General features: G+C 55.9%; 13 protein-coding genes. 1 reads left to right on the top strand and 12 read right to left on the bottom strand.

Features of this window, described 5'->3' with window-relative positions; all coding sequences use genetic code 11:
* Positions 1-23: 23 nt before the first annotated feature.
* The 5 genes from miaA to PspS49_RS02675 are packed head-to-tail and all read right to left on the bottom strand — an operon-like array spanning position 24 to position 6,293.
* On the bottom strand, positions 24-995 hold the full coding sequence (miaA, locus tag PspS49_RS02695; protein WP_127925612.1) for a tRNA (adenosine(37)-N6)-dimethylallyltransferase MiaA: 972 nt from the start codon (positions 993-995) through the stop codon (positions 24-26).
* A complete protein-coding gene (mutL, locus tag PspS49_RS02690; RefSeq protein ID WP_174245098.1) occupies positions 995-2,896 on the bottom strand; it encodes a DNA mismatch repair endonuclease MutL in 1,902 nt (633 codons plus the stop codon). The genes miaA and mutL overlap by 1 nt, the downstream gene beginning before the upstream one ends.
* A gap of 8 nt (positions 2,897-2,904) precedes the next feature.
* Complete coding sequence (locus PspS49_RS02685) at positions 2,905-4,335, bottom strand: N-acetylmuramoyl-L-alanine amidase (RefSeq protein ID WP_007915807.1); 1,431 nt, start codon at positions 4,333-4,335, stop codon at positions 2,905-2,907.
* Positions 4,336-4,806 carry a tRNA (adenosine(37)-N6)-threonylcarbamoyltransferase complex ATPase subunit type 1 TsaE gene (gene tsaE, locus PspS49_RS02680; RefSeq protein ID WP_007915806.1) on the bottom strand — a complete coding sequence of 157 codons (471 nt, stop codon included), beginning with the start codon at positions 4,804-4,806 and terminating at the stop codon, positions 4,336-4,338.
* Positions 4,794-6,293: an NAD(P)H-hydrate dehydratase gene (locus tag PspS49_RS02675; RefSeq protein ID WP_160038012.1), complete on the bottom strand. Its 1,500-nt coding sequence runs from the start codon at positions 6,291-6,293 to the stop codon at positions 4,794-4,796. Before PspS49_RS02675 ends, tsaE begins: the two co-directional genes overlap by 13 nt.
* Before the next feature lie 63 nt (positions 6,294-6,356).
* On the opposite strand from PspS49_RS02675, the gene queG reads away from it, so the two are divergent.
* Complete coding sequence (gene queG / locus PspS49_RS02670) at positions 6,357-7,427, top strand: tRNA epoxyqueuosine(34) reductase QueG (protein WP_150750084.1); 1,071 nt, start codon at positions 6,357-6,359, stop codon at positions 7,425-7,427.
* A gap of 78 nt (positions 7,428-7,505) precedes the next feature.
* Here queG and PspS49_RS02665 read toward each other — a convergent pair whose 3' ends face one another.
* From PspS49_RS02665 to orn, 7 genes are all read right to left on the bottom strand, one after another.
* Positions 7,506-9,032 (bottom strand): leucine-rich repeat domain-containing protein, encoded by a 1,527-nt coding sequence (locus tag PspS49_RS02665; RefSeq protein WP_127925608.1) that lies wholly within the window; start codon positions 9,030-9,032, stop codon positions 7,506-7,508.
* A gap of 241 nt (positions 9,033-9,273) precedes the next feature.
* On the bottom strand, positions 9,274-14,061 hold the full coding sequence (locus PspS49_RS02660; RefSeq protein ID WP_238786321.1) for an RHS repeat-associated core domain-containing protein: 4,788 nt from the start codon (positions 14,059-14,061) through the stop codon (positions 9,274-9,276).
* A gap of 100 nt (positions 14,062-14,161) precedes the next feature.
* Positions 14,162-15,106, bottom strand: coding sequence for a hypothetical protein (locus tag PspS49_RS02655; RefSeq protein WP_150750085.1), 945 nt, complete (start codon positions 15,104-15,106; stop codon positions 14,162-14,164).
* A gap of 950 nt (positions 15,107-16,056) precedes the next feature.
* Positions 16,057-17,091, bottom strand: coding sequence for a hypothetical protein (locus PspS49_RS02650; RefSeq protein WP_150750086.1), 1,035 nt, complete (start codon positions 17,089-17,091; stop codon positions 16,057-16,059).
* 173 nt (positions 17,092-17,264) lie between these two features.
* Positions 17,265-17,876, bottom strand: coding sequence for a trimeric intracellular cation channel family protein (locus PspS49_RS02645; RefSeq protein WP_127925605.1), 612 nt, complete (start codon positions 17,874-17,876; stop codon positions 17,265-17,267).
* Positions 17,877-17,941: 65 nt separating this feature from the next.
* Positions 17,942-18,961 (bottom strand): hypothetical protein, encoded by a 1,020-nt coding sequence (locus PspS49_RS02640; RefSeq protein ID WP_127925604.1) that lies wholly within the window; start codon positions 18,959-18,961, stop codon positions 17,942-17,944.
* A 340-nt stretch (positions 18,962-19,301) separates the two neighbouring features.
* The gene (gene orn / locus PspS49_RS02635) at positions 19,302-19,844 is read right to left on the bottom strand and encodes an oligoribonuclease (protein ID WP_016985703.1); all 543 of its coding nucleotides are present in this window, start codon (positions 19,842-19,844) and stop codon (positions 19,302-19,304) included.
* Positions 19,845-19,866 lie beyond the last annotated feature (22 nt).

The following is a 19,866-nucleotide window of genomic DNA, read 5'->3' as shown; positions in this document are numbered from 1 at the left end:
GGATAGACGGCAATTGCAAGGACTCAGCTCAATATGGAGATGGTCCCAAGGTATTTCAAGGCGCGTGGCAGATTGTCGCAATCAAGACTGTCCAGCCAGTGTATATCTTCCCAGCTGCGCAGCCAGGTGAACTGGCGTTTGGCCAATTGGCGCGTGGCGATGATGCCGCGCTCCTGCATTTCGGCCAATGTCAGCTTGCCATCCAGGTAGTCCCAGACTTGGCGGTAGCCTACCGCACGTATAGACGGCAACCCCGAATGCAGGTCACTTCTTTTACGCAGGGCTACGACCTCGTCGATGAACCCCTGTTCCAACATATTTGTGAATCTTTGTTTAATGCGCTCGTGCAATACCTGACGATTTGCCGGGGCAATGGCCAAGTTCGCGACAGTATAGGGCAATTGTTGCAGTCCCGAAGCGGCTGCTTCAGTACTTTGCGCAGATTGTTGCAAGCGCAACTCGGTCATGCTCTGACCACTGACCCGATAAACTTCCAGCGCGCGACTCAGGCGCTGCGGATCGTTCGGGTGAATCCGCGCCGCTGACACCGGGTCGATGACCGCCAATTGGTCGTGCAAGGCTTGCCAGCCAAGGCGTGCAGCCTCTTCTTCGATCTGCGCGCGGACTTCGGGGTCGGCGGCGGGCATGTCTGCCAGGCCTTCGACCAGAGCCTTGTAATAGAGCATCGTGCCACCGACCAGCAGCGGAATTTTTCCGCGTGCGGTGATCTCGGCCATGGCTTGCAGGGCATCGCGACGGAAATCTGCAGCTGAATAGGCTTCGGCAGGATCAAGAATATCGATCAGACGGTGCGGAAATTCGGCCAGCAATTCTTTCGAAGGCTTGGCCGTGCCGATGTCCATGCCGCGATAGACCAGCGCCGAATCGACACTGATCAACTCGCACGGCAGCACCTTGGTCAGTTCGATGGCCAGATCGGTCTTGCCCGCAGCGGTCGGGCCCATCAGGAAAATCGCTGGAGGGAGCTGACTCATCAACGACCGCGCAAGAACAGTTTGTCCAGATCGTCCAGACCCAATTGGGTCCAGGTCGGTCGGCCATGGTTGCATTGACCGCTGCGCTCGGTGTTTTCCATGTCACGCAGCAGGCCGTTCATTTCCGGCAGAGCCAGGCGCCGGTTGGCGCGAATCGCGCCGTGACAGGCCATGGTGCCGAGCAATTCGTTGAGGTGCGCCTGAATCCGGTCGCTGGTGCCGTATTCCATCAGGTCCGACAGTACGTCGCCGACCAGACGGTTGGCTTCAGCTTGCTTCAACAACGCCGGAATCTGGCGGATTGCCAGGGTTTCCGGGCCCAGACGCTGCAACTCGAAGCCCAGACGCTGGAACCACGTCGCATGCTCCTCAGCGCAATCGGCTTCACGCTGGCTGACCGCCAGCGATTCCGGCACCAACAACGGCTGCCCACTGAGGCCTTCGCTGGCCATGGCGATTTTCAGGCGTTCGTACATGATCCGCTCGTGGGCGGCATGCATATCGACCAGCACCAGCCCCTGGGCGTTCTCGGACAGGATGTAGATGCCCTTGAGCTGCGCCAGTGCGTAGCCGAGCGGCGGAATGTCTTCCTGGCCGGCCGGCAATGCGTTGGCATTGGCCTCAGGCAACGGCGCAAAAAACTCGCGATACGCGGCTTGAGCCTCGGCAGCCGGCGGCACCGCCGATTGTGGGCGCGGCGTGTATTGATACTGATAAGCACCGCCAGCACTGGCACCGGACGACGTATTGAACGCCGGTTGCGCCTGCGGTTGCTCCAGCAGGGCATTGGCCGCCAGACGCATTTCGCCCTGTGGGCCGAACTCACCGGCGTCAAGGCCGGTTGGGCGGACGACGGCGGTGGTCACTGACCCGGCCAACTGGTCTTCCGGCCGCACATCGCCTAACGCGCGGTGCAACGTGCCATAAAGGAAGTCATGCACCATGCGCCCGTCACGGAAGCGCACTTCGTGTTTGGTCGGGTGCACGTTGACGTCGACCGCCGCCGGATCAACCTCGAAGAACAATGCAAACGTCGGATGGCGACCGTTGAACAGCACGTCGCGATAGGCCTGACGCACCGCGTGGGCCACCAGTTTGTCGCGCACCGCCCGGCCATTCACAAAGAAATACTGCAAATCCGCCTGACTGCGGTTGAACGTCGGCAATCCAACCCAGCCCCACAAATGCAGGCCATTGCGTTCGATCTCGATCGGCAGCGCCTGCTCAAGGAAACCTGAGCCGCAGATTGCCGCCACACGGCGGGCGCGGGCCGCATCATCGTGGGCCTCGTGCAGGCTGAGGATGGTCTTGCCGTTGTGGCGCAGATGGAATGCCACGTCGAAACGCGCCAGTGCCAGACGTTTGATCACTTCTTGCAGGTGATCGAATTCGGTTTTTTCGGTCTTGAGGAATTTGCGCCGCGCGGGGGTGTTGAAAAACAGGTCACGCACTTCCACCGAGGTGCCGACCGGATGCGCTGCTGGCTGAACCCGAGGCGCCATGTCGCGGCCTTCGGTTTCCACCTGCCAGGCTTGATCGGCATCGCGAGTACGCGAGGTCAGCGTCAGGCGCGCCACGGAGCTGATCGACGCCAGCGCTTCACCACGGAAACCGAGACTCATCACCTGCTCAAGGTCTTCCAGATTGCGAATCTTGCTGGTGGCGTGACGTGCCAGGGCCAGCGGCAGGTCGTCGGCGGAAATTCCGCTGCCATCGTCACGAACCCGCAGCAGCTTGACGCCACCCTGCTCGACGTCGACATCAATGCGTTTGGCGCCGGAATCGAGGCTGTTTTCCAACAGCTCCTTGATCACCGAGGCCGGGCGTTCAACCACCTCACCGGCGGCGATCTGGTTCGCCAGCCGTGGGCTGAGCAGTTCAATGCGAGCAGCAGCGTTCAGCACTTCGTTCATTCTTTGGACGCCAGTTCGGTGCCAGGAATGGTCAAGTGCTGACCGACTTTCAGCTCATCGCTTTTCAGGTTGTTGGCGGCGCGCAGCGTGGCCGGCGACACCTGATAGCGCACGCCGATCATCGCCAGCGTTTCCCCCGGGCCAACACGGTGATCACGCGGGCCCTGGGCGATCTTGCCGGAATCACGCAGCCAGGCGATGTAGGTGCCCGGTGGCGGATTCTGCTGGAAGAACTGACGCACGCCGCTGCTGATCGAACGCGCCAGCGCTTGCTGGTGGCTTGATGCCGAGAGCTTGTTCGCTTCGTTGGCGTTGGAGATAAACCCGGTTTCGACCAGGATCGACGGGATGTCCGGCGATTTCAGCACCATGAACCCGGCCTGTTCCACACGCTGTTTGTGCAGCGGCGTGACGCGGCCGATGTTGGTCAGGACTTTCTGGCCGACGTTGAGGCTGGAAGTCAGCGAGGCGGTCATCGACAGGTCGAGCAATACGCCCGCGAGCATGCGGTCCTTGTCGTCGAGGCTGACGTTGCCGGCACCACCGATCAAGTCGGAACGGTTTTCACTGTCGGCCAGCCAACGAGCAGTTTCGGAAGTAGCGCCGCGATCAGACAGGGCAAACACCGAGGCGCCGAAGGCTGCAGCGGATGGCGCAGCGTCGGCATGAATCGAGACGAACAGGTCGGCGCCCTTCTTGCGGGCGATTTCGGTACGGCCGCGCAACGGGATGAAATAGTCGCCGGTACGGGTCAACTCGGCACGGAAGCCTTTCATGCCGTTGACCTGACGCTGCAGTTCACGGGCGATCTGCAGTACCACGTCTTTCTCACGCTGGCCACGCGAGCCGGATGCACCCGGGTCTTCGCCACCATGGCCGGCGTCGATCACCACAATAATGTCGCGCTTGCCGGCCGGGGCTGGCGGCAACTTGATCGCAGGCTCGGTCGGGGTTACTGGCACCGCTGGCACGGTGGCCACCTGCGGCGTTGGCGCAGGCGGCGGTGCGGCGTCGGCCGGGTTGTCGAACAGATCGACCACCAGACGGTTGCCGTACTGCGCGTTTGGCGCCAGCGAGAAGCTTTTCGGGGTGACGGCTTTCTTCAGATCGATGACCACGCGCAGGTCGGTCGGCGTGCGCTGGGCCGAGCGCATCGCGGTGATCGGCGTGTTCGCGGTCTGTACATTCAGCGGCGCACCGAGGGTGGCGCCGTTGATGTCGATCACCAGCCGGTCCGGTGAGGTCAGGGTGAAGACGCTGTGCTGGACCGGGCCGCTCAGGTCGAAGACCAGTCGCGTGTTGTCCGGCGCCCGCCACAGGCGCACGCTGTTGACCTTCGAATCGGCCACAGCGTTGACGGTTACTGCCATCAACAACAGTCCAGCGGCAGCCACCAACGCGCGAAAGCGCATACCTAACCCCATCATTTAATTGGATTCCAATGCCAAAGCGGCACACCAGGCCTCGCCACGCGAGCCCTGGGATAAAATTTTCAGCGAACGCCCGCTGTCTTGCGGGCTAATGGTAATGGTCAGGTCAGGCTTTGGCAAAAAGCCTGCACCTTTATCGGGCCATTCGATCAGGCACATCGCGTCGTCTTCGAAGTAGTCGCGGATGCCGAGAAACTCCAGTTCTTCCGGATCGACCAGTCGATACAGATCGAAGTGGAAAGCGCGGATGTCACCGATTTCGTAAGGTTCGACCAAAGTGAAGGTCGGACTTTTTACCGCGCCGACATGACCCAAGCCGCGAATGATGCCCCGTGAGAGCGTGGTTTTGCCCATCCCCAGGTTGCCTTCGAGAAAAATCAGGCCATGGCCCTGGGTCACGCGGGCGATCCGTGCGCCAAAGTCGCTCATGGCCTGTTCATCGGCCAGGTACAGGGTTACTTCAGACACGGTGCTTGCTCCTCCAACAACTGACGAATGGCTGGAATCAGATCACTGGCCGCCAGCCCACGGCCGAATTTTCCTTGTTGCAGACCGGCATTGGCGTGCAGCCAGACCGCCAGACACGCGGCATCGAAGCCGTCCATGCCTTGCGCCAGCAATGCACCGGTCAAACCGGCCAGCACATCGCCGAGTCCGGCGGTGGCCATGGCCGGATGGCCCTGATGACACAACGCCAGACGTCCATCGGGATGCGCGATCAGGCTGCCAGCGCCTTTCAACACCACAACCGCTGTATATTTTTTGCTCAATGCCAGCGCCGCCGCCGGACGATCCGCTTGCACTTCAGCGGTGCTGATTCCCAGCAGACGTGCGGCTTCGCCCGGATGCGGGGTGATCACGCAATCCTTGGGCAACTCAACGAAACCGCTCGCCAGCAGGTTCAATGCGTCGGCGTCCCAGACTTGCGGCAGCGCGGCATTCGCGGCAGCTGACAACAGCGCCCGCCCCCAGCTAGCCTGTCCCAACCCCGGACCAACCACCAGTACAGAAACTTTCTCCAGCAAACTCATCAACTGATTGGCCGACGAGGTTCCGAGCGCCATGGCTTCCGGCACTCGCGTCAGCGCCGCCGGGACGTGTTCAGGACGGGTCGCCAGCGAAACCATACCCGCGCCACTGCGCAGGGCCGTTTCCGTGCTGAGCAAAATCGCCCCGCCAAACCCGTGATCGCCGCCGATCAGCAACACATGGCCGAAACGGCCCTTGTGCGAAGTCGGGGCTCGCGCCGCCAACCTTGGAAGATTAGCCGTGTTGAGCCGTTGGGCGATGACAGGAATGTCACGATAAATGTCGGCGCTGGCCTGCAAATCGTTAAATACCAATTGGCCGACATGATCCGCCGCGTCCCCGGTAAACAGGCCGATTTTCAGCCCGATAAAGGTCACCGTAAGATCAGCCTGCACAGCGGCGCCCAGAACATGCCCGGAGTCGGCGCTTAGACCTGAAGGGATATCGACGGCGGTTACCGGCAAACCGCGGGTGTTGATTGCTTTGATCGCCGACACGTAAGGCTCGCGAACTTCACCGCTCAACCCAGTACCGAGCAAGGCATCGAGAATGATCCCGCGCAATTCACTTTCAGCCTGCCAGGCCTGCACCGCGACACCTTCATTCAGCGCTTCGGCATGGGCCAGTGCGGCATCGCTCTGCAAACGCTGCGGATCGCCGACTGCCAACACCCGCACCTGCCAACCGGCTCGTTGCGCCATGGTCGCGACCAGATAACCGTCACCGGCATTGTTGCCATGCCCGGCCAGCACCGTCAGTTCAGTCGCCGACGGCCATTGCCGCACCAGCGCTCGCCACGTCGCATGCGCCGCGCGCTGCATCAATTCGAAGCCCGGCATACCGGCGGCGATCAGCCGTGCGTCGAGCTCGCGCACCTGCGCGGCACCATACAGCGCGTCGGGTAATTGATCTTTCGTGTGCGGCATGCGTCTTCGGGCTCCGATGTCTGGCAGAATTATACGCACCTCAGCTCCGGTTTCTCTCGTCTCATGTCCGCTATCACCACAGACCTGCCCGCCCTCGCCCAATCAATCAAGGATTGGGGCCGCGAGCTGGGCTTTCAGCAAGTCGGCATCAGCGGTCTGGACCTGGCCGAGCATGAGCAGCACCTCGCACGCTGGCTCAAGGCCGGCTACCACGGCGAAATGGATTACATGGGCGCCCATGGCAGCAAACGCTCGCACCCCGAAGAGCTGGTGCCGGGCACCTTGCGCGTGGTTTCGCTGCGCATGGACTACTTGCCGGGCGATACGCAAATGGCGCAAATGCTCGCGCAACCGGAAAAAGCCTACGTGTCGCGTTATGCCTTGGGCCGCGATTACCACAAATTGATCCGTAAACGTGTGCAGCAATTGGCCGACAAGATTCAGGCGCAGATCGGCCCGTTCGGTTTTCGCGCGTTTGTCGACAGCGCCCCGGTACTGGAAAAAGCCATCGCTGAACAGGCCGGGCTGGGCTGGATCGGCAAAAACACTCTGGTGCTGAATCGCAAGGCTGGCAGTTACTTCTTTCTCAGCGAATTGTTCGTTGATCTGCCATTGCCGGTGGATGAACCACACAGCAGCGAACATTGCGGGCGCTGCACAGCATGCCTGGATATCTGCCCGACCAATGCCTTCGTCGGCCCGTATGTGCTGGACGCGCGGCGCTGCATTTCCTATCTGACCATCGAACTGAAAAGCGCCATCCCTGAAGACCTGCGTCCGTTGATCGGCAATCGCGTGTTCGGTTGTGATGACTGCCAGATCGTCTGCCCGTGGAACCGTTTCGCCAAGCCTTCCGGGGAAAGCGATTTCAAGCCGCGGCACAATCTCGACAATGCCGAATTGGCTGAGCTGTTTTTGTGGGACGAAGAGAAATTTTTAGGTAGCACTGAAGGTTCGCCGTTGCGGCGAGCCGGGTATGAGCGTTGGTTGAGGAATCTGGCGGTGGGATTGGGCAATGCGCCTTCAACGATTCCGGTACTGGAAGCATTGAAGGCGCGACGGGATTATCCGTCAGAGTTGGTTAGAGAGCATGTGGAGTGGGCGTTGCGTCAGCATGTCCCTGACACACTGTAAAATCCTTTCGATCCACTTTTGCGGTGCGACCAATAGCCTGCACAGTCCGCTGGCCCGAGCATGTTGCCAGCCAATGAGTCAGCCCTCGTCGGAACTCTCCAGCCCACTGTCCACGCCATCGAACACTATATTCTGTTGGGGCACCCAGACATCGCCACCCACTTGAATCAGGACTTTTCTGTCTAAACCGGCGGCATTCATATAGTCAGTGACTCGTTGCAGGGTATCTTCATCCAGCGGATTGTTTCGAAAGTTATAGTTGACTTCCCAAACATCGGGCACGTCGAACAATTCCAGTGGCAAGTTCTTGATTCCATTACTCCCCAAATCTGCGTAGGCGAGACTCTCGATGTCAAACAGCCCGACTGGAACTTCGATCAGCCCTGTATTCGAAAGATAGAGACTGTCCAGGCGCCGCATGAAACTGATATCAGGCGCGAGGCCAAGCGGGTTGTCGCTTAAATCCAGAAGCGTCAAGTTTTCAATATGGGCGAGGCCTTCGACGGTTGCTTCGGAGAGTCGAATGTCGCAGTTGTCCAGTGTTAATGTCGCCAGTTCTCTCATTTGAAAAATTTCAACGGGAAACGTTTTCAGCGCAAAACCCGAGAGGATCAGATACCGCACGCCCGGAAAAGCTTCGAGAAAAGCGCTGCCACTCAGTGGCGAAGTGCTGGAGAGACTCAGTTCACGGACATGACTGAAGTCAGCCGATAAACGCGGCAGGCTTCCCAGCATATCCAGATCGTAATCAAGCGTTGACGGGGTGTAAGGGTTTACGGTTGTTGCCTTGCGAGACCAATTGGCTTGTAACTCCAGTGCGAAAAACTCTCTGTGGGCTCGCTGAGACTCAATCTCGGTCTTTGTCAGCGACAGCCCCGTGACGGGGTGGAGAGGCGGCACTTCTGCCACCCACGCTCCAAGGTCTTCCACCAGTGTGGAGAATTCCTTCTCCAGGCGAGCCACCGCGAGCAACGGATCGCCGCTAAATCGCTCGCTAAGCATGGTTGATCGGGCCTCCTCGGTCATGGTCGGGTACAGCTCGGCCAGACGCTCGTCTATCGTGGGAATCGACCCCTGCTGAAATTCCCCCTCACCGGACAACTCCCTGGCTCGTTCCACTGCTACCTGCCCGGGCAAGTCATCGTTGTCCGCCGGACGCCAGAACTTGCCCTCGGCATCCAGCTTCATCAGCGGGCCGGAAGCATTGAGTTCTCTGGCGACCGTGGCACGGTACAGACCGCTTTCGGCATCTTTGACCACTTGCACGAAATAGTCATCGGCAACGGCGACATACTGACGCTGCTTGCATAGCCGAATGCCCAACGCGTCGGCCTCACCGAGATTGTTCCAGGCACGTACCCAGTAGTCCCGGAACGCAGGTGCCGAAGCAGCCATTGCAACTCCCATGTAGGAAGTCATCGGGGTCACGCTGACCGACTGCGCTACGGCTTCAGTCGCCGACATGAGAAGAGGAGATTGCGCTACCTGATGCGAGACATTCGACGGGTGGGGCGGGCTGGTACGTAGCTGACGATGGGCCCCCCCAGCGCTGGAGTCGTTATTTTTTCCGAGGGAAGGTTTGATCTTTGGTGGTTTGCCAGACATAAGCTCTCATCCTTGATTTGATTGCACTGATCCAGCAGCTCTGCACAAGCAACGCCGGACATCGACACAAGTCATCCCTCTGGATAACTTGCCGATTGAAAGGAGCAGTCTATCGGGATGATTGCTGCGTGAAGATATACATAGATCTTCACGCAGCCCCGTTTTACTCAAGTGCAGAACCGAGCTAAATTCGGCAAATCACACTATTCGCGTATTTGCGTCAAATTCGTTTACAGACCTTTCAACTTCCTTTCACCGTGTGCCCAAACGCATGCGCCGTCACCGTCCGAGTATCTCTGTTCGCAAAAAATATAAAACGTTGGGCAGCACTTAGCTTGATTTCGGTTTGCCCCGTCGTGTTGACGAAAGCAGGGTCGTTAAGCTCTTTGGCATTGGCGCTGCGGAACGGGGTTAGCCCTCTATATTTAGTATTAGTTCCCAACATGCTAGCCGCGTCGGTTGGCGTCTTCCCCTCGTCGACGATCTCGGTCAGGAATCTTTTGGCCTTTCCAATTTCACGGTCATCTAATTTGCTAAAACCCTTAATGACACTCAAGTCGGCTTGCCCATCCACCTTCACGCCGTCAATCTCGAAAGTCCAAGGTTCTGGAGCAGCTCGCTGAGGGATTTTTTTGCCCCCGGGCTTGGTGAAGATAGCGAATTCCTTTTCAACGATTTTGACTGGCGGCTCGTCCGCAACCGTGGCGATGTAAGCACGGGCTCTACTGGTCTGTGACAAGGCCTTCTGGACCGCAAGCGCTCCCGCTGCTATCGAAGCGATTCCAAGACCAAGACTCACCCATCCAAGTATCGCTCCTGCCTGGGATTGTGAGTCGTAGGCATTTGCCACCTCACTGCCGATACCGGCAGCTCCCGATGCGACACCCAACCCCATGGCGAACAGGCCCAGTGGCGTGGCAGCCCCCATGGTCACAATACTCAATACAATCCCGATGAACCCCAATGCGATCCCGGCAATCGACTGCCAGGAAACATGGCCCGTTGGGTCAACCCTATTGATCGGGTCGCCCAGGCAGTAAGCGTACGCATTCAAACCACCCGCACGGAACGGACTCATGCTGTCGGGACTGGTGAAACGCATCAGCGTAGGGCTGTAGGCTCGGTAGCCGTTACCCAACAGATACAAGCCTGTGACCACATCGAGTTGCTCGCCATTGAAACCGGCCAGACTGAACAGACCACCGTCGACAGGACGATGCCCGTAGGGACTGTAGGTGCTGTCGACCCATTGCTCGCCATGCAAACGGGTCAACACGCTGTTCTGTTGATCAGTGCCAAAAATCCGGCTCCCCGCATCGGTCCCAAGCTGTTGATCCCCCAATATCAAGCCGTCATGGCGCACGACACTGCGCGAGTCATTGCCACGGACCTCGCTGCTGACTCTGGCGTTGTGGTAGTAGCGCTGCACATCCAGCATTCGCGGTTGCGACAACTCGACGAGCCGATCAAAGCCGTCGTAATGGTAACCACGCACCACTTCCCCTCGCGCATTGGTCACCTGCACCAAACGTCCAAAAGCGTCATATGTCAGGGCGCGTGCCTGATCATCCTTGATCATCCGACCGTCGGCGTCGTACTCCAGAACGATCGACGCCGGATAGTCGGCATGGGAGTGTGAGACGCCGATGAGCTGCGCCGGGTCAAGCGTGCTGAAACTGAAGGTGGTTACATTGACCCCCTGAGGAAACGTGGTTTGTAGCGTGAGAATGTTATCCAGAGCGTCGAAGGTAAAGATCTGCTGAACAATTTCCTTTCCGTACGGATCTCGCGGTCGCTGGCTGCCGCCGCAATCGTACTGAACCAGTCGCCCGCGCACGTCGTAAGTAAATTGCTCATCGCGCAACACGGCAGCGCCACGCGTCAACACCTTGCGCGCCAGTTTTCCGGTCATGTTGTAGCTGGAGGTCAGCGTCTGAGTGGGCAGCCCATTGACCTCGAAACTGCGGTTGGCTTCGCGCCCGATATCGTCATAAGTCAGACGCGTCTTCATTTGTCGCTTGGAGGAGGTATCGCGAGTTTCAATCGTTTGCAGCAAACCACGCTTGTCATAGGCGTATTCAGCCTGCACCGCACCTTGCTTGAACGTAGTTCTGCGCCCCCACTTGTCGTAACTGGTGTGGTGCTTTACACCCAGCACGTCCGTGTACGTCAGGGGTAGACCGGCAAATGAGTAAGTATGGGAAACGGTACGGCGCTGTTCGCCATATCGAGTGGTTTCCGATTTCAGACGTCCGGAGGGAAAGTACTCGAAATGACTCTCGCGATCTTCTTCGATACAGCTTTTGGTTCTTCCGCTCAGGGCTTCGTAGGTGAACCGCGTGCTCAACCCATCTTTGCCCTCCGCGGTCACGGCTTTGCGCTCAGTCAACACCCCTCCCAGTTCAGGCGCATGAACGAACTCGATTTTCTGACCCGTGGCGTCGGTGGTGAACTTGGGCAGACTGCGACCAGCCTCGAAACTGGCAACCGATTTACGCCCCCCCACTGAAATCTCCGTCACACGGTTCAAAGCATCGAAACTCTGTTGCCCCAATGACAAACCGGCCACTTTGATTTCCACTGGTAACTCATCGCAACTATGGGCGGCAAACGTGGTTTCCACGGCATGCCCGTCCGGGAGAACACTGCGAACCATCCGGGAGAACACGTCATATTCGTAGCGGGTCTTGTTACCTGCCTGATCGGTCTGGCTCAGGGTTCGGCCCAACCCATCGTATTCAAAAACGGTTTTACCCAGGCTCTGATCCTTGAGATCGAATACCTCGATGCTGTCCGGCTTGCTGAAGTCATTGATGATCGTCACGGTCTTGCCAAAACCGTGCTGCCAGGCCTTCTGCTGCCGGCCCACCGGATCAAACTCGATATGTTCGATTCGACCGTCGCCATGACGGGTTTCCCTGACATTCCCCCAGTCATCGTAAAGCGATTGGGTTTTAACCGGTCGTGCAACGCCTTCCCACCAATCCGAGTGGGTTTGCTCCACCAACCGCCCGACCTGATCATGAACAGCGGCAAAGACTGTACGCATTGGACTTCCCCCCGAATGATCCGGGTTGTCGCGGTCCTTTTCCTGAATGCCGATCACCCGCCCCAGCGCGTCATAGCTGACATCCTGCCTGCCGCCCGAGGAATCCGTCATGACCACCATCGCCGGCGCGGTAGCGCTTGCAGCGTGATAAACCCAATGGATCGATGACGCGTTGGTCGCACCCGGGGACATGGTCTTGCGCAACTGCCGGCCGATTTTGTCGTATTCATACTCGACAACCTGGCCATCTGCGTCACGCTCGGACAAGATCAGCGCATTGAGTGTCGACAGCGCGTGTTCGGTCGTCGCGCTCGTACCGTCAAAACCCTGGAAGATTTTCTTCAGCACAAGCGTATTGTCGTCAAGCACATAGGAATACTCGACTCGCGACGTCTTGCTATCACGCGAGACACTTCGTTGCTGCAATACACCATGCTTAAGCGAGTCGTGGGGTGCATTCACATAGGTCAGGCTGACGGTCGACAGCAGCACTTCACTGTCCGCCACACACTCGTACAGCTGTTCTTCGACGGGCATCACATTTGCCAATGTCGAACCTTTAACACCCGGCTGCAACGCATAGCGAAAGCGTTTAACGGTGGACGCTCCACCACCTGAAGCCGGGATCACGGTCTGCTGTTTAAGGAATCGGACAAAGCCTAGTGGGTCTGCGGGGCAGTCCGGGCTTTGGAAGGAGGGGAAGTATTCAAACAGCGTCGTCACGCCATCGATTCCGACCTGTTTACGCAGATTACCGGTGGCATCGAACTCAGTGGTCGACGTCTCGGAACGGATCTTCTTGGTTAGTCGGTTCTCGTAGCTGCGGGTCTGCGTCTTGGGCATCCGGAACTGAGCCGGCTGCTGGTCGAGTGTTTTTTTGACATCACCGTGATATTCGGTGGCAACTGTCACTACCGCATCACCACAAGTGGTGACTTCAGAAACCAACAGGTGGAACTTATCGTAGGTGCGTTTGACCTGGGTATGAACTTTCTCACCCATCATCAGACGCTCGACACTGCTGTACTGGTAAGTGCTGGCCGCCCGGTAAAGCGGGTCGCCGTCATCCGAAGGATCCGCCGCCACGCCGTGCCCCAGAAAGTTCCAGTCCGAATAGGTGTAAGCCTTGACGACCCTGGGCTGACCTTGCTTTGGATAAATATCGTGAGCAATCACGTAAGGCAGACTCTGGACACCCTGCAAGGTGGGTAACAGATGACCGATTTCCTTGTAGCGGATATTTTCCACAGCCCCCAGCGGCGAAACCACTCGCTTCAAATAACCGGTGCCATTGATGTCCTCGTACTGCAGATCCCAGCCCCTGCCGACAGGCAAGCTGATGGTGCTGACCCGATCATTCTTGAGCTTTAAGGTAAATCCGGCGCTGGCTGGCGTATCGGGATCGCGAGTCAAGGTGACGCGGCTACGCGTGCTGCCAACTTTCAACAAAGTCCTTTTGTCGTCCGCGATTTCGATGAGCATCGGCTGCTCATTGAACAACGCGTATTTCAGGCTGATGCTCACGCCGTTCGCTGCGAAGATTCGAATGGGTACGGCAATCTGTGTAGCACCGAAGACCTTTAGCTCTTCGCGCCGACCATCCTTGTAACGTACTTCGTAGTGTCCGTCGCCGTGCTTCAGCACCTTGGCGCTCTCCAGCTTCATTTCTTTAAAATGAAGCGCATTTCGTGATTCAACTGCCCGGTAGGTTTCACCGGTGAATAGCGTCATGACCTTGTTACGAACGTCATAACGCGTCAGGGTCAGCGACCAACCAAGGCCATAACCTGTGTTGCGCGAATTAAGCGGATTGAAGTTCAGCGCAAGATTAAACGAGGGGCCGTTCAAATCTGCGGAACGAATGGCACCCAGGGACAACGAGCAGGTATATATACCTGTTCGAGGATCAACGCCACCGCTCACAAATTCGCTAAAATTAAATGCATTCGAATGCACGGGCTCTGGAAAATGACTACTCATAAACAACTTCCTGTTATTTTAAACAATGCATCCATACAAACATCAACCGTCGACCTGAGACTCAGCAACAAGAGCAGGCCGACGAACGAAATAAAAGGAATCAGCTTATAAAGAAGCTGCGAAGAGCTGTGTTTGAATTAATACGCAAACGGTGATCAGTACCAAACTCATCAAAAACTTTCAGCTCGAAGGTTTCGGTACGCGCAGGTTTATTGGCAGGTTCCGCACTGGCATAGACGAATATGGAAATCCGACCGGCTTCCTGAGGTAGCGTCCTAAAGCCATAGTGCGTCTTTACTGTGACTGATTCGCCATAGACCGGAGCAATGAAACCAAAGTAAGTACTCAGGTTATTCACACCATCATCAAGATTGCCGGAGTAAAAGAATTCACCAGCGTAGTCCGGGTCATATTTCACCTGATCACTGGACCAGTCGAGCAAGTGAATAACCCGCCCCTCCGAAAAAAGCGAAAGACTGAACTGTTCAAGCCTGTCGTAACTACTTTTCTGCTCGACACTCCTGATTCCACCGAACAGGAAACTGGCAGCCGGATATCGCTTGGGAGCAACGGCGTCCAGGCTAACGCTGCTGTCGTAGCCATTTTGCCCATTGCTTCGATACCGCTTGCCGTCCAACATTAATTCTGCGGCAATCTGCAACGATCCCACTCGCTTGCTAGACACCCAGAACTCGAACACTTGAACGGTTTCGGAAGGGTCGGATATCCGATTGTCGGAAGCGGGTATCAGCGGCGTAATGCTCGCTTCGCGGCCTGACATGTCATGGGCATAGCGGTTCTCTTGGCGACTGGAAATCCAGTTACCCTCGAGAGGTGTGCCGTCGTTATAGCTGATGAGTTTAAGGGTCTGCAGCGCCGGATGCCCATGCAGAGAGACTTCATTACCTTGCGCATCCGCTGCGGAGACTCGCACCAATACCCGAATTTGCATACGTCCGTTGGCATATAACGTCCGACGGCGATCAGCGGCCGAAGAATCAAACTTAACTTCAAAGTGCTGAATACTTAGATCTTTCTCAAACATATATTTAACCTGATAAAAAATAAAAAGCAGGATTAACACAGCGCCATTTACACACAACCAAAAAACCAAATAAACCAGGGATGATTGACAAATTGTAATTGCAACACTGAAGCAAACCATTCAAACAAATCGTCGCCAGACAACACGCAAAAGATAACCTGCGCAGGAATCACCAGAACACGAAATCCGATAAGCAGATTGTAAACTTTCTTAAAAATCCAAAACGGAGCACATGAAGCGGCAGATAGCTACACCGGCGTGCTCTTGATTCTCACGTCGAACCTTTTGCCACCTGAAACTTTTGATGGAATAAGCGTCGAATTCCTTGATCAGGGGCGCACTGCTGTCGTGGCTACTGTAAAGGGGCGTTCCATTACTGCGAATGAATTGCTGGTTCACTGTCAGGCGAACGACAATCCGGGGCTCCCCGGTACCGGAGGACGATACTCAGAAAGTGCGCAATTACGGGCGTACTTTGTAGTCACCATCCGAATGCCTGGTCCATCGTTTTGGGCAGGTTGCCTTACGCATCGGTCCCGCCGAGGCTTTTGGGTAGGGGATCCAGAAATCTTTCAATGAAGACTTCGCAGCATGCTTGGCGAACTCATTGATCGCGGAAGATCTCGGGATCACGTTACCTTGATCGCTGGCATCAATGTGATCGAGGCAGGCTTGTAGGTAGGCCGCAACGGCCCTAGGCAATGCGGTGTGGACTGATGCAGCATTGCTGGAGAAGCAAACGGTGGCCGGTAAGAGCCTGCCAGTCATCAATACTCATCCTTAAAGTGAGATGGCGTTGACCCCGCATAACTTCAGGGTCAGCGCCGGACATCAGTAAAAGCACTTTGGGTGCGAATACCGGACAATTGAACATCACAGCTTATCGGTAATCACCATATCAAAAGCATATATTACTGCATCCACAGAAATTGAATCAGTGACGATGAGACCTAGCCACGTTCGAGGTATAAATTACGCTCATGAAAATTCGTGCGAATAGCCAATTTATGCTCGGTACCGTGCTGATCAATGGCACGAAAGTGAAGCACATTGCCGACTTTGTATTTTCCCGCATCTTTCGAATACTCGGACAGTGCTTGAACCACGGTCAGATAACCTTCACGATCATTGACGGTTACGCTATATCGCTTCTCTTGCCTTGTTATAGCGTCAGCAGTAAAAGTATGCAGATTACTATTCCCGGAAAAAGGCAAGTACGTTATGAACTCAGTTCGTTCGCGACGAACAAGTGTAATCTCCATATAATTTGTTTTTGATTCATTAAGTTTGTTACCGCCTGCAAAGATATCATCAGCGTTTGGCTCCACTCCATCTACAATCCAGTCGACCAGCCTGATCTGCTGCCCCTTCGGAAACAACCCTAGATAGTAGTTCCAGATACGATTGCCGGGTTCTTCATTGCCCCGCCGCGTCTGAAACCAATCGAACAGTCCAATCGAATAGGTCTCAGGTGTTTGTGCTTCGAGCGTTACGCTGCTGTCATGAACATTGGAAAACGTGGTCGCGTTACTGACGATCCTCACACCGTTCAGAGACAAGCGTGCACCGATCTGCGTCGTACCAGCGCTCGATGAGGATACCCAGAACGTACGTACCTGAGGATGGATGCTGTCATTTTCCAGATCATCGTCTTGAACCTCTCCTGCAGCGGCTGAGGGCGGCGCCTCGATAGTAAACCGCCCTTGCACGATATTCGCGGCCCAGCCGTCGCGCAACGTTTTGCCAGAGCTGTAATGAATCAATTCGATGCTTTCCATCACCTCTGTCGGTACGTGCACAACATCACCATCAGCATCAACCCCGGAAACCAGAACTTGCACTTTCACCTGCATCCGTCCATTAGCGTACAGCGATTTACTGCGAGTATTGTCGCTGGCATCAAACTTGACTTTGAAACTGCCAAGTCCAGCAAGAATGGTCGGACTGGCTTGCTGATTGGGTGTAGCGTCCATGCTTTCACTCATGATGTATTCCTTTGAAGAGTTATATTTAAATATTGGCACCGAAGAAATGCCAACAAAAAAACTACAGACCTTTCAAATAAACAGCAAAGCGAAAAATGTAAGAAACATACACTTGCAAGTTTCGGCGGCTCACAGGCTTTTATCCGGAAACCACCATCTTCCAGCAACGAGGGTTAATGCTCGTCGTTATAAACGAACTTCGGCATTTCCCAATGAAAACGTATGGCCAGCAGACGTAACAGAAAACCGCCAAACAGCGTGATCAAAATGGCTTGATCGCTTGCCACATTCAGATAAAGACACAGCATGTAGCACCATGCTGCAGCAAACGACACGCTCGCATACAGTTCGCGCCGAAAGATCAGTGGAATGTCGTTGCAGAAGATATCGCGAAGAATGCCGCCGAATACCCCGGTGATCACCCCGCTGACCGATGCCACCAGCATGCCGTGGCCCATTTCCAGAGCGGTCATGCAGCCGATCAGGGTGAACGCCACCAGACCGACTGCATCGAGTACCAGAAACAGCGAGCGCAGATGGCGCATCCAGCGCGCGGTGAACACGGTGAACATCGCCGCGACCGAGGTCAACACCAGATATTCCGGATGTTTGACCCATGTCAGCGGATAATGCCCCAGCAGCACATCACGAACCGAACCGCCACCCAACGCCGTGACGCAGGCAATCAGCACCACGCCAAACCAGTCCATGCCACGACGGCCCGCAGACAACGCGCCAGTCATGGCTTCAGCAGTAATGGCAATCAGATAGAGCATCAGCAACATGGTGGCGATCCCGGCAGAGAGGCGCGCAGTCTAGCCATTTCGCGCCGGTATCAAAAGAGATGACGTTAACCTCGTTCCAGCCTGAAGCTTCGTTCTTTAAAGTCTGTGCGGATAGCCAGTTTATGTTCAGTGCCAAATTGGTCCAGAGCGGTGAAGCGGAAAACTTCCGATCTGTCGACCGGTGGTTGATCTCGTGCAGCTGGAGACAGTAACTGGACAACCGTCAGTTCTCCGATGCGGTCGTTGACTCGAACCTCGTAGTCCTTCTCATGATAAATATCTCTGATGGCGTCTGGCGTCCAGCCTACGACGTCGGTAAACGGTAACGACACGTCAATACTTTGCCGGTCAGGGCGGATCATAATGCCTGCCTGGAATGCTGCATTCCATCCTTTGGTTTTATTCCCGAAGGCAAAAACAACGTTCTTGTCAGAGCCCTCAGCAATCCAGTCCACCAACTTGACTTGTCGCGCATCGGGATACAAGCCGAGGTAGTATTTGTAAATACGTTGATTTCTAAATCCGCCGTCATACCAGACATCTTGCCAACGGAATTGCTCAACCGCATAGGTTACCGGCAGGATGGCCTCAATGTTGATGCTGCTGTCATGCCTGCTCGACAGAGTTGTGCCGTTACTGCGGATGATTGTGTTATCGAATTTAACGGATGCACCTATCTGGATGGTTTCGACATTTTCGCTGGAAACCCAGAATGTGCGTACGCGTTGCTGGCCCGAAGAATCTTCTTCTCCATCATTCTCCGTAACTGTGGCGGTGGGCGCTACTGCCAAGGTGAAGCGGCCCTGCTCCGTGCTGGCTCGCCAGCCATTGCGCAAGGTTTTGCCGCTGTCATAGTGAATAAGACGAATACTCTCCATGACCTCGTCGGAAACAGCAACGACGTTACCATCGCGATCCACACCCGCCACTACAACCTGGACCTTAACCTGCATGCGCCCATTGGCGTATAGCACTTTGCTCCGACTGGATGCACCCGCGTCAAACTTTACGGCAAAACTACCAATGCTTTCTGCCGCACCTGACTCAACAGATTGCCCCTGTGATGCACTCAACGTTTCACTCATGAACTTCTTCCTTGATAGATATCAAATCGAACACTTCGAGTGTTCGAAAATACAGAGCATCAGTAATAACATGCACCAGGGAAAACTCTTTCCTCAAAAGTGTAAGAAAAAACAAAAAGGCGATCATAACTTCAATTCAAGCGGGGCACTTAATTAAAACTCGTCAAAGCCATTACTTTTTCACGCGCAGAATAAAGGCACATCACTCAATATCAGAATACTGCAACAACAATGTCGGGATAAAATACACTTCGAAAGATTAGCAGGATGTCATTGCAACAGCTGCGACCGACACGTTCCAATGCAGGAGCAACCTGTGGCAGCTCCTGCACAAACCACATCAGAACTTGATGAAATGCTTGCGGTAGTGCTGCAACTCGGCGATCGATTCGCGGATGTCGTCCAGCGCCAGGTGCGTGCTGCCCTTCTTGAAGCTGTCGCGCACGTCCGGCGCCCAGCGCGCAGCCAGTTCCTTGAGCGTGGAGACATCGAGGTTGCGGTAGTGGAAGTAGCTTTCCAGCCCTTTCATGTGCGTATAAAGGAAGCGGCGATCCTGGCAGATGCTGTTGCCGCAGATCGGCGATTTGCCCTTCGGCACCCACTTTTCCAGGAAGGCGATGGTTTCGGCTTCTGCCTCGGCCATGCTGATGCGGCTGTCGCGCACGCGCTGGGTCAGGCCGGAGTTACCGTGGGTGCGGGTGTTCCACTCGTCCATGCGGGCGAGCACTTCGTCGCTGTGGTGGATGGCGATCACCGGTCCTTCGGCCAGCGTGTTGAGATCGCTGTCGGTAACGATGGTGGCCATTTCGATGATGACGTCGTTTTCCGGATCCAGACCGGTCATTTCCAGGTCGATCCAGATCAGGTTCTGCGGGTTTGGCATATTTCGGCTCCTAGGCAATGCT

The sequence above is a fragment of the Pseudomonas sp. S49 genome (genome assembly GCF_009866785.1).
GTDB lineage: Bacteria > Pseudomonadota > Gammaproteobacteria > Pseudomonadales > Pseudomonadaceae > Aquipseudomonas.
This window is presented reverse-complemented; position numbering and strand designations above follow the sequence as displayed.